This is a genomic window from Pseudonocardia abyssalis (assembly GCF_019263705.2).
Taxonomy (GTDB): domain Bacteria; phylum Actinomycetota; class Actinomycetes; order Mycobacteriales; family Pseudonocardiaceae; genus Pseudonocardia; species Pseudonocardia abyssalis.
The window spans coordinates 1343036-1357059 of sequence record NZ_JADQDK010000001.1 but is presented as its reverse complement, the minus strand read 5'-3'; the positions used below and the strand labels follow the sequence as shown (position 1 = coordinate 1357059).

Annotated in this window: 14 protein-coding genes; 10 read left to right on the top strand and 4 right to left on the bottom strand. The window is 73.5% G+C overall.

The genetic code is table 11. The features are described from left to right. The first annotated feature begins 355 nt into the window (after positions 1-355). The 4 genes from I4I81_RS06505 (at position 356) to I4I81_RS06490 (ending at position 3392) form a co-directional block, all read left to right on the top strand. On the top strand, positions 356-1246 hold the full coding sequence (locus I4I81_RS06505; RefSeq protein WP_218602979.1) for a universal stress protein: 891 nt from the start codon (positions 356-358) through the stop codon (positions 1244-1246). A gap of 220 nt (positions 1247-1466) precedes the next feature. Beyond that, entirely contained in the window at positions 1467-2111 is a 645-nt protein-coding gene (locus tag I4I81_RS06500; protein ID WP_218602980.1) for an SRPBCC family protein, read from the top strand. Then, positions 2108-2830 (top strand): VIT1/CCC1 transporter family protein, encoded by a 723-nt coding sequence (locus tag I4I81_RS06495; RefSeq protein WP_218602981.1) that lies wholly within the window; start codon positions 2108-2110, stop codon positions 2828-2830. The genes I4I81_RS06500 and I4I81_RS06495 overlap by 4 nt, the downstream gene beginning before the upstream one ends. 28 nt (positions 2831-2858) lie before the next feature. Then, positions 2859-3392, top strand: a complete 534-nt coding sequence (locus I4I81_RS06490; protein ID WP_218602982.1) for a DUF2231 domain-containing protein — start codon at positions 2859-2861, stop codon at positions 3390-3392. Between the two features lie 336 nt (positions 3393-3728). Here the strand turns inward: I4I81_RS06490 and I4I81_RS06485 are convergent, their stop codons facing one another. The 3 genes from I4I81_RS06485 to I4I81_RS06475 form a co-directional block, all read right to left on the bottom strand. Continuing rightward, entirely contained in the window at positions 3729-4424 is a 696-nt protein-coding gene (locus I4I81_RS06485; protein WP_218602983.1) for a hypothetical protein, read from the bottom strand. 71 nt (positions 4425-4495) lie between these two features. Next, a complete protein-coding gene (locus tag I4I81_RS06480) occupies positions 4496-5242 on the bottom strand; it encodes a hypothetical protein (RefSeq protein WP_218602984.1) in 747 nt (248 codons plus the stop codon). Continuing rightward, on the bottom strand, positions 5239-5862 hold the full coding sequence (locus tag I4I81_RS06475; RefSeq protein ID WP_218602985.1) for an alcohol dehydrogenase catalytic domain-containing protein: 624 nt from the start codon (positions 5860-5862) through the stop codon (positions 5239-5241). Before I4I81_RS06475 ends, I4I81_RS06480 begins: the two co-directional genes overlap by 4 nt. A gap of 157 nt (positions 5863-6019) precedes the next feature. On the opposite strand from I4I81_RS06475, the gene I4I81_RS06470 reads away from it, so the two are divergent. Together I4I81_RS06470 and I4I81_RS06465 are read left to right on the top strand one after the other, a co-directional pair. After that, positions 6020-7162, top strand: coding sequence for a sensor histidine kinase (locus I4I81_RS06470; RefSeq protein ID WP_218602986.1), 1143 nt, complete (start codon positions 6020-6022; stop codon positions 7160-7162). Continuing rightward, positions 7159-7815: a response regulator gene (locus I4I81_RS06465; RefSeq protein ID WP_218602987.1), complete on the top strand. Its 657-nt coding sequence runs from the start codon at positions 7159-7161 to the stop codon at positions 7813-7815. Before I4I81_RS06470 ends, I4I81_RS06465 begins: the two co-directional genes overlap by 4 nt. Positions 7816-7968: 153 nt before the next feature. Here the strand turns inward: I4I81_RS06465 and I4I81_RS06460 are convergent, their stop codons facing one another. Then, positions 7969-9339 (bottom strand): MFS transporter, encoded by a 1371-nt coding sequence (locus tag I4I81_RS06460; RefSeq protein ID WP_218602988.1) that lies wholly within the window; start codon positions 9337-9339, stop codon positions 7969-7971. A gap of 222 nt (positions 9340-9561) precedes the next feature. Between I4I81_RS06460 and I4I81_RS06455 the strand changes: the two genes are divergently transcribed. The 4 genes from I4I81_RS06455 to I4I81_RS06440 all read left to right on the top strand — a co-directional run bounded on the left by I4I81_RS06455 (position 9562) and on the right by I4I81_RS06440 (position 13991). After that, entirely contained in the window at positions 9562-10689 is a 1128-nt protein-coding gene (locus I4I81_RS06455) for an ABC transporter ATP-binding protein (RefSeq protein WP_218602989.1), read from the top strand. 37 nt (positions 10690-10726) lie between these two features. Next, complete coding sequence (locus tag I4I81_RS06450; RefSeq protein ID WP_218602990.1) at positions 10727-12109, top strand: ABC transporter substrate-binding protein; 1383 nt, start codon at positions 10727-10729, stop codon at positions 12107-12109. Between the two features lie 2 nt (positions 12110-12111). Beyond that, a complete protein-coding gene (locus I4I81_RS06445) occupies positions 12112-13092 on the top strand; it encodes a carbohydrate ABC transporter permease (RefSeq protein WP_218602991.1) in 981 nt (326 codons plus the stop codon). A gap of 110 nt (positions 13093-13202) precedes the next feature. Then, positions 13203-13991 (top strand): carbohydrate ABC transporter permease, encoded by a 789-nt coding sequence (locus I4I81_RS06440; RefSeq protein WP_226363789.1) that lies wholly within the window; start codon positions 13203-13205, stop codon positions 13989-13991. Positions 13992-14024: the final 33 nt, after the last annotated feature.

Genomic DNA, 14024 nt, shown 5'->3' with positions numbered 1-14024 from the left:
GACGCGGTGACCCGCAGGTCCGTCGTCCTGAGGCCGTCCGGCCCGTGCCGGCAGGACCGCGCGGGTCAGCGGTCGGCGGGGACAGGGGCGGGCGAGCGCGACCGGACACCGGGCGGCGACCCGACGGCCCCCGACGAGGCTCGGTGTCGGCGGCCCGGCTCGAGGCGGCCTGCACCGCCCCTCGGCACCCGTCGGGCACGACGGCTCGGGCCGGGCCCGGCGGAGGTCCCCGCGACCGGGGACCAACGACCGTCGCCCGCGGGCACCGGCCGTCCCTAGCGTCGGGTCACCGGCACCCGCCGGGAGCCGCGGTGCGCCTGCTGTCGCACAGACCGACGAAACGGAGTCACCCCTCGTGACCAGCACCATCTCCAGGATCGTCGCCGCCGTCGACGGGTCCGCGCTGTCCCTGCAGGCCGCCCAGTGGGCCGCCGACGAGGCGGCACAGCGGCACCGCCCGATCCGGCTGGTGCACGCCGTCGAGACCGACACGCTCACCTACGGCGCCGGGGTCCCCCTGCCGCAGAGCTACTTCGACGCGGTCCGCGCCGACGGGGTGCAGATCCTGTCCGACGCCCGCGAAGCGGTCCTGCTGCGGCACCCCGAGCTCGACGTCACCGTCACCCTGCACACCTCGGGACCGGTGCCGGCGCTGCTCGAGGAGAGCGACGCCGCCGCGCTCCTCGTGCTCGGGGCGCACGGCCGGGGCGGTGTGGACGCGCTCCTGCTCGGCTCCTGCGTCGTCGCCGTCGCCGAGCACGCCCGGTGCCCGGTCGCCGTCGTCCGAGGACGTGGTGTCGACGGCGCGCCGCCCACCGCCGGCCCCGTCGTCGTCGGGGTCGACGGGTCACCGGTCAGCGACGCGGCCGTGGCCGCGGCGTTCGACGAGGCGTCGTGGCGGCACACCGAGCTGCGGGCCGTGCACGCCTGGACCGAGCCGTTCCTGCCCGGCACCGACCGGTGGGTCGGCCGGGAGGCCCGGACCGTAGCCGAGGAGGAGGTGCTGGCCGAACGCCTCGCCGGGTGGCAGGAGAAGTACCCGGACGTCCCGGTGCGGCGGATCGTCGACCGGGGCCACACGGTGCGCTCACTGCTCGAGCACGCCGAACCCGCGCAGCTGCTGGTGGTCGGCAGCCGGGGCCGTGGCGGGTTCACCGGCCTCCTGCTGGGCTCGACCAGCCAGTCGTTGGTCCACCACGCGACCTGCCCCGTCCTGATCGTCCGACCGACACCCGGCGCCTCGTGACGGGACGTGTCGACGGCGCGCGCACCTGGCGGGCAGGCCCGTCGACGTGCACCTGTCGGCCGGTGCCACCGCGCCCGGCCTGCGCCACGTGTGGACCGGGCATGTTCACCGGTGCCGCGCTGCTCGTCGTCGCCGGTGTGGTGCCGGTGGGACCGAGGGCGGTACCCGGTCGGGCCGGAGGACCCTGACGCACCCGGCCTGACCGGGACATCCTGGAGCCATGCCCGCACCCGCCCGCCGCACCGCCGTCGCGTTCGTCCTGCTCGTCGCCGGGAAGGCGCTGGGCCGGCGCTGGATGGCCCACTGGGGCGCCACCCCGGACGAGCTGGCGACCGCCTGGCCCGGCGACGACCTGATCGCCCGCCCGGACCTCACGACGACCCGCGCGGTCACGGTGCACGCCCCGGCGGCGCAGACATGGCCGTGGGTCGCCCAGCTCGGGCAGGGCCGGGGCGGCTTCTACAGCTACGACGCCCTGGAGAACCTCGTCGGCTGCGACATCCACAGCGCCGACGAGATCGTGCCGCGGTGGCAGGACGTCACCGCCGGGGCCGAGGTCCGGCTCGCCCCCGAGGTGGCGCTGACCGTCGCGTCGGTCGATCCGGGACGGTCGCTCGTGCTGCGCGGCGGTATCCCGCTCGGGCGCACCCCGTCCCCGTTCGACTCGACCTGGGCGTTCGTGCTGACCGAGCAGCCCGACGGCACGACCCGGCTGGTGTCCCGCGAGCGGTACGGGTACCTGCGCCGGTGGGCGGCACTGGTCGTCGAGCCGGCGTCGGTGGTCAGCTTCGTGATGAGCCGGCGGATGCTGCGCGGCATCGCCGAACGGGCCGAGCGGACCCCGGCCCCGGCCGTCGCCGCATGAGGTTCCTGCCGGCCGACCGCGGGGATCCGGACGCTCCCCGGGCCGGGCTGTCCGGGCGGCTCAACCGCCTCCGTGCGGGCGTGCTCGGGGCCAACGACGGCATCGTGTCCACCGCGGGACTGGTCGTGGGGGTCGCCGGTGCCACTACCGCCACCGGGGCGATCCTCACCGCCGGCGTGGCGGGCGTGGTCGCCGGCGCGGTGTCGATGGCGCTGGGCGAGTACGTCTCGGTCAGCAGCCAGCGCGACACCGAGAAGACACTGCTCGCCCGCGAGCGCGACGAGCTCGACCGGTTTCCCGACGCGGAGCTGGCCGAGCTCGCCACCCTGTACGAGGCCAAGGGGATCAGCCCCGGGACCGCCCGGCTGGTGGCCGCCGAGCTCACCGCGAACGACCCGTACGCCGCCCACTTCGACGTCGAGCTCGGCATCGACCCGCACGACCTCACCAACCCGTGGCACGCGGCCGCCGCCTCCGCGGGCGCGTTCGTCCTCGGCTCCCTGCTCCCGCTGCTGGCCATCCTGCTGCCACCCGCCGACGCCCGCGTCGCGGTGACCGTCGTCGTGGTGCTCCTCGCCCTCGCCCTCACCGGCGCCGTCAGCTCCTCGCTCGGCGGCTCGACGCGGGGCCCGGCGGTCCTCCGGCTGGTGCTCGGCGGAGCACTGGCCATGGCCGTCACCTTCGGCATCGGGCTACTCGTCGGCGCCTCCGGACTCTGACCCGACCCACCACCCACGAAGGAACTCCATGACCACCGTGAACGGCCTGCCCGCCCACATCCTGCTCGTGCACGCCGTCGTCGTCCTCCTGCCGCTCGCCGCCCTGATCGTGGCCGCGAGCGCGCTGTGGCCGGCCGTGGCCCGTCGTCTGGCCGGCCCCGGTGCCCTGCTCACGCTCGGCACCCTGGCCCTCGTCCCCCTCACGACCGGGGCCGGGGAGTGGCTGGAGGAACGCGTCGAGGAGACCGCCGCGCTGGAGGTGCACACGGAACTCGGCGACACCGCGCTCTACGTGGCACTGCCCCTCGCCGTCCTCGCGCTGATCGTGTGGTGGCGCGAGCGCGAGTCCCGGTCCGTCACGGTGGCCCGCCACACCGCGGTGACCGGTCCGGGCACGGCGACCCGCGGCACCCGCCGGACCTTCCTCGCGCCGACCTCCGCCCCGGTCGGGATCCTGATCTCCGTGGTGGCGGTCGCGGTCGCCCTCGCGACGATCTACCTCGTGTACCGGATCGGTGACTCGGGCGCGCAGGCGTCCTGGCAGGGGCGGTTCACCCCCTGAGGTGGCCCTGCGCCCCATCACCTCGCGCCGGGTGTCCGGATCCCGTGGGAGCGCGTCGTCGCCGCCGGGCAGACCCGACCGATCCCCCGGCCTCCGGACCTCCGGCACGTGCCGTGCTCGTGCCCGCAGGTGCCGGATGCGCCGTCGTGGCGACCGTCGCCCACCCGATCCTCGACTGACGGCCGCCGGGTCCGGGGCCGGGAAGCGGCAGCGGCCGACCGCACCGGAAGCCGATCCGGACTCGTTCTCACGCGCCCACAGCGTCGTCTCCGGGCCGGCCCCGGTCAACGGCAGGCGGCGCCCTCGTCGAGGGCCTCTGCTGCCCGGACGTCTCGATCACGACCGGACGAGGCGCACGCCGGTCGTGAGCAGCCAGACGAGCCAGGCGGCGAACCCCGCGAGCCCGACGAAGAGCAGCGCCGAGCCGTCGGCGATCGCGAGGTTGCCGACCCCCGCGGCGAGCAGCATGCTCCCGCCCACCAGGCCCAGCAGGCGCTGCCACGCCGGGGTCAGCCCGCTCGCGTGCGTCGCGAGGGCCGCGCCGATGAAGGTGGTGCCGAGCATCGGCAGTGCCAGCGCGAACGCCGCCGCGTGAGCGTGCCAGACGAGCTCGAACGCGGGCGTCGGCTCGGCGAGCCCGCCGGCGGATAGCGCGAGGCCGATCTGCAGGGCGTTGACGAGCACGAGGACGGCCGACAGCGTCGCACCGGCGGCCAGGGCGAGGCGCGACCAGTCGGCGCCCGCTCCGCCGCGCCGCTCCACGAGGCCGTGCAGGCCCGTCACGAACAGGAGCAGCAGCGGCAGGCTCAGGGCCACCACCCCGGTCGCGATCGCGACCGAGTCGCGGTTGGCCGCGTAGTAGGCGAGCACGTCCTCGATCGGAGCGCCGAAGGTCGGCGCGGCGGGGAAGCCGTACACCGCGTTCTCCATCACCACCGACACCGCGAACGCGATCGCCGCGGCGCCGACGAGCCGGCCTCGAAACATCCCACCGTGCGCCGTCGTGGTGCCGGTGCCCTGCGGTGATCTCATCCCTGACTCCTTCGTTACGGTCGAATGATCGTGAAACGTCGCCTGGTACGTCCCGAGTGACGCGTCCGCGGTCACCTGCGCGACAGTCGGATCCAGCGGATGCCTGCGGCCAGGTGGAAGGTCAGCGTGCCGAGGATGCTGACGGCGACCAGGGTGGAGGGCGAGCTGGTCGCGATGACGACGACGACGGCGGCCGTGCCCGCGGTGCCGACGACGACCGCGCCCCGGCCAAGGACCGGGCTCAGGCCGCGGCACAGCGCGATCCCGAACAGCACGACTGCCACGGGCAGCAGCAGAGCGCCGGTGACCAGCAGCGCGTCCATGACGCCCTGCGCGGCCTGCCAGGCCAGGACCACGACCGGCCGGTCGACCTCGGCGGCCTGCTGGTAGGCCCGCGACATCGGCGCGGTGGCGATGTTGAGCACGGCGTTGGCCGTGAGCACGGCCGAGCCGAGGGAACCGACGGTCCGAGCGGCGGTGGACAGCACCGGTGCGGTGACGCGCAGCACTCGGTGCAGCAGCTCGAGATGCACCGCCCACAGCACGAGCGCGGCGAGGTAGAGCAGGTGCTCTGCCGCCCGGGCGTACTGGATCTCCGGGAAGCGGAGCAGGGTCTCGGGGGCGGAGGGGTCCGGCAGGCCGAGCGCGCCGACGAACACGAAGGTGGCCAGCATGAGCAGGCTGCCGACGGTGCCGGTGAGGCCGGCTCCGCGCAGCAGGCGACGGTCGGCGGGCCCGAGGGACCTCAGGGGGTCGGCGGGGACGATGTGGCCGCCGGCCTGGTTCCCGGCCTGCCGGGTGGTGTCGAGATCGTTCATGGTCGGTCTCCTTCGTCGATGGTCGAACGCGGCCCTCCGCACACGGCGGTGACGAGCTCGGCTCGGGCGTGTCGCTCGGCGAGGTGTCCTCCCGGGTGTAGTCGATGACGCGGTCGGCGCCGGGCGAACCGACCAGCTCGGCGTTGCGGGAGCTGCACGCCGGTGACGTCAGCGCCGAGGGCCTTGGCGATCTGCACGGCGGTGAGGTCGGCGGGCTTGAGCGCCGGCATGCGTTCGGGCACGCAGACGTACCCGGCGAAGCTGCCTGCGGCGACCGCGGCGTGGACGTCATCCCCGGGGCGGAACCCGGTCACGGCCGCGCCGACCGTCGCGACCCGGCCGGTGACGTCTCGTCCGGTGACGTCTCGTCCGGTGACGTCTCGTCCGGTGACGTCTCGTCCGGTGACGTCTCGTCCGCGGACGGCGACCCGTGGCCCGCGCAGCCCGAGTGCCGCGCGCATGACGTCGGGCCGGCCGGAGGTGACGAACCAGTCGCCGTGGTTCACCGCGGCCGCGTGCACGCGGCCGAGCACCTCGTGGGGCCCGGGGGTGGGCTCGTCGACGTCCTGCAGGCGCAGGACGTCGACTGTTCGGTAGCCGTGCTGGACGATCGCCTGCATCACGGCCCTTCCTGGTCGATCGGCATGGGCTCACGATGACGGGGCGGCCCGACCGGCACATCCGTCCGGCTGCTCGGGTCGTCCTGGCCGCGGGGACGACCCGCGTCTCGTGCTTTCGGCTGGTCCGCCACGAGCGCCGCCTCTCTACGCTGTGGGCATGGTGGGCGGCAACCTCCGGGCGCTGTGGGCGGAACCCCGTCCTGCGCATCCGCCCGCCCGGGTGTGGCGGGACCGGGCGCTCGTCGCCGCGCTCGTGTCGTGGTCGGTCGTGGAGACCGTGCTCCGCCAGGACCTCGCGTGGTGGCGCCCGGTCGTGCTCACCCTCAGCCTCGTGATCGCGCTCGCGCTGTTGTGGCGACGCACCCATCCCCTGGGCTCGGTCGTGGTCGCGTTCGGCAGCCTGATCGCGTTCGACGTCGCGAGGCTCTTCGCCTTCGACGGGACCGGACTCAACAGCATCGTGGCCGTGCTGGTGCTCCCGTACTCGCTGTTCCGCTGGGGGGCCGGCCGGGAGGCCGCGATCGGCCTGGGGATGATCCTGGTCTGGCTTCCCGTCACGCTCGCCGCCGTGCCGGCCGACCCGGCGGAGGTGGTGGCCGGGTACGGGTTCTTCCTGTTCTCCGCCGCGCTCGGCACGTCGATCCGCTATCACGCAGGGGCCCGGGTCCGCGACATCGAGCAGGCCAAGCTCCGCCAGCGCAACCAGCTCGCCCGCGAGCTCCACGACGCGGTCGGCCACCACGTCTCGGCCATCGCCATCCAGGCCCAGGCCGGGCGGGCCGTGGCCGCATCCGACCCCGACCGTGCACTGGCCACGCTCGAGACCATCGAGGAAACGGCGTCGCGGACGCTCGCGGAGATGCGCGCCATGGTCGGCGTCCTGCGCGACGGGACGGAGCCCGACTTCGCCCCGCACCCGGGTGCGGCAGCCATCGAGCAACTCGCCCGCGGCGGCGGTGGCTGGCCCCGCGTCGACGTGCAGCTGTCCGGTGACCTCGACGAGCTCAACCCCTCCGTGGGGGTCGCCCTCCACCGGATCGCCCAGGAGGCGGTCACCAACGCGGTGCGCCACGCCCGCCACGCGACCCGGGTCGCCATCCGCGTCGCCGACGAGGGCGAACGGGTTCGCCTGACCGTCCGCGACGACGGCGATGCGGGCAGCCACACGCCCCCGGGCTACGGCCTCGTCGGCATGGCCGAACGAGCGAGCCTGCTCGGCGGCACCCTCCAGGCCGGACCCGACCCCGACGGCGGTTGGACGGTCGACGCGGTGCTGCCGAAAGGCGTCGCGACGACATGACCATCCGTGTGCTCATCGCCGACGACCAGGACATCGTCCGTGCCGGCCTCACCATGATCCTCGATGCCCAGCCCGGCATCGAGGTCGTCGGTGCGGCCGCCGATGGCCGCGAGGCGGTCGCACTGGCCCGCACGCTCCGCCCCGACGTCTGCCTGTTCGACGTCCGCATGCCCCAGGTGGACGGGATCGAGGCCACCCGGCAGCTCGCCGGCGCGGGTGTCGACGACCCGCTGGCGGTCGTCGTGATCACCACCTTCGACCTCGACGACTACGTGTACGGGGCGCTGAAGGCAGGCGCCCGCGGCTTCCTGCTCAAGGACGCCGGCCCCGCACTGCTCACCCAGGCCATCCAGGCGGCCGCCCAGGGAGACGCCCTGATCGCCCCGAGCATCACCGCGCGGCTCCTCGCCGCCTTCGCCGACACCCGTGCGAGACCCAGACCGGCGCCGCCGATCGAACCCCTCACCAGCCGGGAGGAAGAGGTCCTGATCCCCGTCGCCCAGGGCTGGACCAACCACGAGATCGCCGACGACCTGCACATCAGCATCAGCACCGTCAAGACCCACCTCGCCAGCCTCATGCGCAAGCTCGCCGCCCGCAACCGCGTCGAGATCGCGATGTGGGCGTACGAGACGGGCCGCATCAAGACCTGACGACGGACACCGAACTCCTTTCGACACTCCTCCTCCACCACGGGACCGCGGCGTCCTGCGTGCCGTCGCCGCGGGCGGGTGCGCCCTCGCCGGACCCACCCGGTGGTGTCGACCGGCGCGGCCGCGCCCGCCATGAGTGGGCGAACCGTGCGATCAGCGCGTCGAGGCTGCGTCCGGTACCGGACGCAGCACCACCGCGGTGAGTACCGCTGCGGCGAGAGCGGCGCCGCCGGCCGCCAGGAACGTCACATGCATCATGGTGACCACACCGTCGCGCACCGGGGACAGGATGCCGGCCAGCGCCACCCCGAACACGGCACCGAACTGGCGGAAGGTGTTCATCGCACCGGACGCCGTCGCTGCCAGCTCCGCGGGCACGGCACCCATCATCGCCTGGATCGCCACCACCCCGCTCGACAGCGGTACGCCCACGCCCAGCAACACCAGCGCCCAGCCGTATCCCGCGTACCCGACCCCGCCCGCCAGCAGCGTGAGCCCGGCCATGCCGACGGCGATGCACCCCAGACCGGCGACCATCGTCGCCCGCGTCCCCCATTGCCGAACCACCCGCGAAGCGAGGACGGCGGCCACGCCGAGCGCACCGAACAGCGCGACGAACTGCACGCCCGTCTCCAGGGGCGAGAACCCCAGCCCGGTCTGCAGGTGGACCGTGACGAGGTAGATCGCGGCGTAGAGGCCGAACAGGCCGAGGAAGTTCACCGCGCACGCGAGCCCGACCTCGGGGATCACCAGCAGCCGCGGCGGCAGCATGGGGGCCGCCGTGCGGGACTCCCAGCCGGCGAACAGCGCCCACGCCACGACTCCGCCCGCCAGCAGCCCGAGGACCACTCCCGATCCCCAGCCCAGCGACGGGCCCTCGATCAGGGCGAACGTCAGTCCCGCACCTCCGACCAGGAACAGCACCTGCCCTACCGCGTCGACCCGTCCGCCTGTCGCGGGTGCCTGCGCAGGCACCGACCGGAGCAGGCCCACACAGGCGAGCACGCCGATCGGCAGGTTCACCCAGAAGATGCTGCGCCATCCGAGGGTCTCCACCAGCAGACCGCCGAGCAGCGGGCCGAGCGCGAGCGCGACCCCGCACGTGCCGCCCCACATCCCGATCGCTCGGGCTCGCCCGGCTGCGTCCGGGGCCGACCCGGCGGCCACCGCCAGCGACAGCGGCACCACGGCCGCCGCGAACACGCCCTGCGCGGCGCGGCCCGCGATCAGGGTGCCGGCATCCGGGGCCAGTGCGCAGGCCACCGAGGCCAGGGTGAAACCCGCGACGCCGGCCACCAGCACGGAGCGCCGCCCGAACCGGTCACCCAGCGCACCCGCGGTGAGCAGCAGGCACGCGAATGCCAGCACGTAGGCGTCGAGCAGCCACTGCGCCGCGGTGGCCCCCGCGGCGAGCTCGGCATCGATGGCGGGCACCGCGACCGGCGTGATGCTGGTGTCGAGGTAGACCAGGAACGCGGCCACGCACACCAGGACGAGCGCGGACCGGCTACGCACGGTGCTCATCGCCGGGACGCTAGTGACGGCGTCGCCCCGGCGGTCCGGACATGGCCGGATCGACGCGCCCCAGTGGAATCGCCGATCGCCGACGGGCGCTGCCGATTCGATCTGCCGATCGACCCGACGGCCTCGCGACAGCGGCCGGGATCCGGGCTGCCGCCGGCCGTAGGTTCGCCGCGTCGGTCGAGCGGAACCCACGCGGCCGACGAGCGTACGCAAGGAGGACATGTGAGTCGGATCCGGATCGAGGCCGCGACCAAGCGGTTCGGGGGCGTCACCGCCGTGGACGAGGTCACGCTCGACGTCGCCCACGGGGAGTTCCTCGTCCTGCTCGGCCCGAGCGGGTGCGGCAAGTCCACCCTGCTTCGTGCGGTGGCCGGCCTCACGCCGCTGTCGGCGGGCCGCGTCCTGCTCGACGACCGCGACATCACCCACGCACCGCCGCGGGACCGCGACCTGGCCATGGTCTTCCAGAGCTACGCGCTCTACCCGCATCTGTCGGTGGAGAAGAACATGGGCTTCCCGCTGCGCGCCCGCGGCCGGGCCCGGGCGGAGATCCGCTCCGCGGTACGGGAGGTCGCCACTGCGCTGGAGCTCGACGAGCTGCTCGACCGCCGCCCGCGGGAGCTGTCCGGCGGGCAGCGCCAGCGCGTCGCGCTCGGGCGGGCGCTGGTACGCGACCCCGGGGCGTTCCTGATGGACGAGCCGCTGTCGAACCTCGACGCCAAGCTGCGCACCGCGACCCGCGCCGGCCTCACCGAGCTGCACCGCTCGCTCGGCTCGACGTTCCTCTACGTCACCCACGACCAGGTCGAGGCCATGACGATGGCGACCCGGATCGCGGTGCTCCACGCGGGACGGCTGGAGCAGGTCGGCACGCCCGCCGAGGTGTACGACGAGCCGGCGTCGGCGTTCGTGGCGGGCTTCCTCGGTGCGCCGGCGATGAACCTGCTGCCCGCCCGGGTGACGAGCCGCGACGGCCGGCTGTACGCGGTCGCGCGCGACGTCGAGGTCCCGCTCGACGTCACCGGCGAGCAGCCCGACGTCGACGTGCTGCTCGGGGTCCGGCCCGAGCACCTGGTCCCGGCCGGCTCCGACGCGCAACTGCGCGGGGTCGTCGGCCTCGTCGAGAACCTCGGCAGCGAGGAACTCGCCCACTGCACGGTCGGCGACACGTCGGTGTGTGTGCGCGGAACGCGCCCGCTCGGCGTCACGACGGGCGCCGCCATCGGCCTGTCGACCTGCGCCGCCACCGTGCATCTGTTCGACCGCGCGAGCGGGCGCCGCCTCGTCTGGCGCGAGCCCGCCTCCGCGGCCGGGAGACGCCTGTCCCACCTGGACATGTCCGGCGTGTGAGTCCAGCAGTCCCCCACCTCGAGGAGCACCTCCCGCCATGAAGATCCGTCATCGCCTCGGCCTCGCGGTCGCGCTGGCCCTGACCCTCGCCACGACGGCGTGCGGGGTCGGCGGCAGCGCGACCGCCCCGCAAGCCGAACCGACCGCCGTCGTCCCCGAACTGACCCCCGACCAGCAGGTGTCGATCATCTTCGAGAGCTACAACTTCGGCCAGGCCGGGGCCTGGACCGACACCTTCACCGCGCTGATCGACCAGTTCCAGGCCGAGCACCCGAACATCACGGTGACCCCGCAGCGGCCGCAGGGCAACAGCCCGAACCCGGCCACCGACACCATATCGAGCCTGCAGACGCAGATCGCCGCGGGCAACCCGCCCGACGTCGCGCAGCTCGGCTTCAGCGACCTCGACTTCACCGTCAACCAGCTCGGCGCCAAGCCGCTGGACACGATCGTCGGCACCGAGGCCGTGCAGGCGAACTTCGACGGCGCCGAGCACCCCTACGCCCCGACGGCCCGTGTGCTCGGCGACTGGGAGGGCCAGACCTACGGCGTGCCGTTCGTCTTCTCCACCCCGGTCCTCTACTACAACGCCTCCCTGTTCGAGGCGGCCGGCCTCGACCCGGCCGCGCCCCCGACCACGTGGGCCGAGGTCGGCACTGCCGCGCAGGCCATCACCGCCGCGACCGGCAAGGGCGGGGTCTACCTCGACTGCCTCACCAAGACGGCCAAGGACTGGTGCCTGCAGGCGCTGGTCCGTTCCAACGGCGGTCGGGTGATCTCCGAGGACCGCACCGCACCGACCTTCGCCGACCCGGAGGTCGTCGAGGTCGTGGAGATGGCCCGTGGGTTCGTCGACGCCGGCGTCACCCCGGTGTTCACCCAGCAGCAGGGCTACGAGGCGTTCGCCCGGGGCGAGATGGGCATGATCCTGGAGACCAGCGCCATCCAGGCGACGTTCACCAAGGGCGCGGCGTCGGGCGGCTGGGACCTGCGGTCCGCGCCGATGCCCAGCTTCGACGGGCAGCCGACCATCCCGACCAACTCGGGTGCGTCGCTGTTCCTGCTCGCCGACGACCCCGCGAAGCAGCGGGCCGGCTGGGAGCTGATGCAGTTCCTCACCAGCGAGAACGCCTACGAGATGATCTCCACCAACATCGGCTACCTGCCCCTGCGCACCGGCCTGGTCGACGACCCGGACGGGCTGCAGGGCTGGATCGCCGAGAACCCGCTGGTCCGGCCCAACCTCGAACAGCTGGGCCGGATGGAGCCGTGGATCTCCTTCCCCGGCAACTCCTACCTGCAGATCCGCGACGGCATGATGGAGGCCGTCGAGGCGTCGGTGTACCAGGGCGCCGACCCGGCGACGACGCTCGCCGACGCGCAGGAGCGGGCCGTCGGGCTGTTCCCCGGCGACGGCTGAGCATGTTCGTCGAGCTGGCCCCGCCCGTGACCGCCCCCGTCGGCCACGGGTCCTCCACCGGGCCGGCCGGGCCCGGGCCGGTCGTGCACACCGCACGACCGGCCCGGGTTCGACGGCTCCTGCACGCGGTGGTCCCCTACCTCTACGTGGCACCCGCGCTGGTGCTGCTCGTGGTCTGGACCTACCGCCCGCTGGTGCAGACCGCCCAGCTCTCGTTCTACTCGTGGAACCTGCTGCCCACCTCGCCCGCCGTCCCGGTGGGCCTGGCCAACTACGAGCGCCTGTTCGAGCTGCCCGACCTCGGCGACTCGGTCGGGCGGACCGTCGTGCTGATCCTCGCCCTGCTGCCGTTCTCGATCGTCGTGCCGGTGCTGGTGGGGCTGCTGACGCGGGAGGTCCGCGGCCGGGCGGCGGTGGTCTACCAGGCCATGGTGTTCGCCCCGATGCTGGTGGCGCCGGTCGCCAGCGCCGCGGTCTGGCAGTGGTTGCTCGACCCCGGATCGGGTGTCGTGAACCGGGTGCTGGGCACGTCGACGAACTGGCTCAACGACAGTTCCACCGCGCAGCTGGCCATCATCGTGATCACGGGCTGGCACGTGCTCGGCTTCGCCGTGCTGATCGTCTCCGCCGGGCTGGCCGGGATCAACGGCGACTACGCCGACGCGGCCGCGGTCGACGGTGCCACCCGTTCGCAGATCACCCGGCGGATCACGCTGCCGCTGCTGTCTCCGACGCTGGTGTTCCTGGCACTGATGACGGTCCTGCTCTCCGCGCAGTGGACGTTCCCACTGATCGACACGATGACGCAGGGCGGCCCGGCCGACGCGACCACCAACATCTACTACCTGCTGTGGGACTACAGCTTCCGCAGCTTCGACGCCGGGCTGGGCGCCGCCGCGGGGATGGTCCTGCTGGTGGGGTTCGGCGCCGTCGCGACCGCGCTGGTCTGGCTGTCGGACCGTCTGACCTTCCACGACAACTGAGTCGTTCCACGACAGCCGAGGAGGCTCCCATGTCGTCCGGCACCCTGACCCCGGCACCCGCCGTTCACATCCCCGATCCGGATCGCCCTGTCCCGTCCCGCTGGCGCGTCGTGCGAGGGCACGCCGTGCTGGCGGTGCTCGGCGTGCTGTGCGTCTTCCCGATCTACTGGCTCTACGCCACGGCGCTGCGCCGGCCGGAGGACGTCTACTCGCAGAACCCCCTGCCGTGGCCGATGTCGCTGCTCAACGTCGTCGACGCTGCGGCGAAGGTCGACGTGGTCGGGCTGATGGTCAACACGACGGCGGTGGCCCTGCTGACGGCGCTGGGCCAGCTGCTGACCGCGCTGCTGGCCGCATACGCCTTCGCCGCGTGGCGCTTCCCGTTCCAACGGCTGCTCTACCTCGCATTCATCGGCACCTGGCTGGTGCCGTTCCAGGTGACGATGCTGCCCAACTACTCGCTGCTGCTGCAGCTCGGGCTGCTCAACACCCTCGCGGGCGTCGTCGTGCCCAACCTGTGTTCCGCGCTGGGCGTGCTGTTGCTGCGCCAGCACCTCGACAGCTTCCCCAAGGAGCTGCTGGAGGCCTCGGCGATGGACGGCCGCTCGTCCTGGACGACGCTGTGGACGGTGGTGGTGCCCAATGTGCGCCCCGCGCTGGCCGCGCTGTCGATCCTGCTGTTCATCAACGCGTGGAACGAGTACTTCTGGCCCGCGATGGTGCTGCAGCGCAGCAACGCGGTGATCCAGCTGGGTCTGCGCAGCTTCATGGGCACCGAGGGCAACGACTGGGGCCCGCTGATGGCTCTGGCCGGACTGGCGTGCCTGCCCATCTTCGCGCTCTACCTGGTGCTGCAGCGCCACATCGTGCACGCGTTCGTGCGGTCGGGGCTCAAGTAGCCCCGACCGCACGTCGGTCTCAGGGATGCAGTG

Coding starts and splice junctions, on each gene's coding strand:
- I4I81_RS06490 (WP_218602982.1), top strand. CDS start 2,859: ATGACCACCGTGAACGGCCTGCCCGCCCACATCCTGCTCGTGCACGCC.
- I4I81_RS06495 (WP_218602981.1), top strand. CDS start 2,108: ATGAGGTTCCTGCCGGCCGACCGCGGGGATCCGGACGCTCCCCGGGCC.
- I4I81_RS06465 (WP_218602987.1), top strand. CDS start 7,159: ATGACCATCCGTGTGCTCATCGCCGACGACCAGGACATCGTCCGTGCC.
- I4I81_RS06485 (WP_218602983.1), bottom strand. CDS start 4,424: ATGAGATCACCGCAGGGCACCGGCACCACGACGGCGCACGGTGGGATG.
- I4I81_RS06475 (WP_218602985.1), bottom strand. CDS start 5,862: ATGCAGGCGATCGTCCAGCACGGCTACCGAACAGTCGACGTCCTGCGC.
- I4I81_RS06445 (WP_218602991.1), top strand. CDS start 12,112: ATGTTCGTCGAGCTGGCCCCGCCCGTGACCGCCCCCGTCGGCCACGGG.
- I4I81_RS06460 (WP_218602988.1), bottom strand. CDS start 9,339: ATGAGCACCGTGCGTAGCCGGTCCGCGCTCGTCCTGGTGTGCGTGGCC.
- I4I81_RS06470 (WP_218602986.1), top strand. CDS start 6,020: ATGGTGGGCGGCAACCTCCGGGCGCTGTGGGCGGAACCCCGTCCTGCG.
- I4I81_RS06500 (WP_218602980.1), top strand. CDS start 1,467: ATGCCCGCACCCGCCCGCCGCACCGCCGTCGCGTTCGTCCTGCTCGTC.
- I4I81_RS06480 (WP_218602984.1), bottom strand. CDS start 5,242: ATGAACGATCTCGACACCACCCGGCAGGCCGGGAACCAGGCCGGCGGC.
- I4I81_RS06450 (WP_218602990.1), top strand. CDS start 10,727: ATGAAGATCCGTCATCGCCTCGGCCTCGCGGTCGCGCTGGCCCTGACC.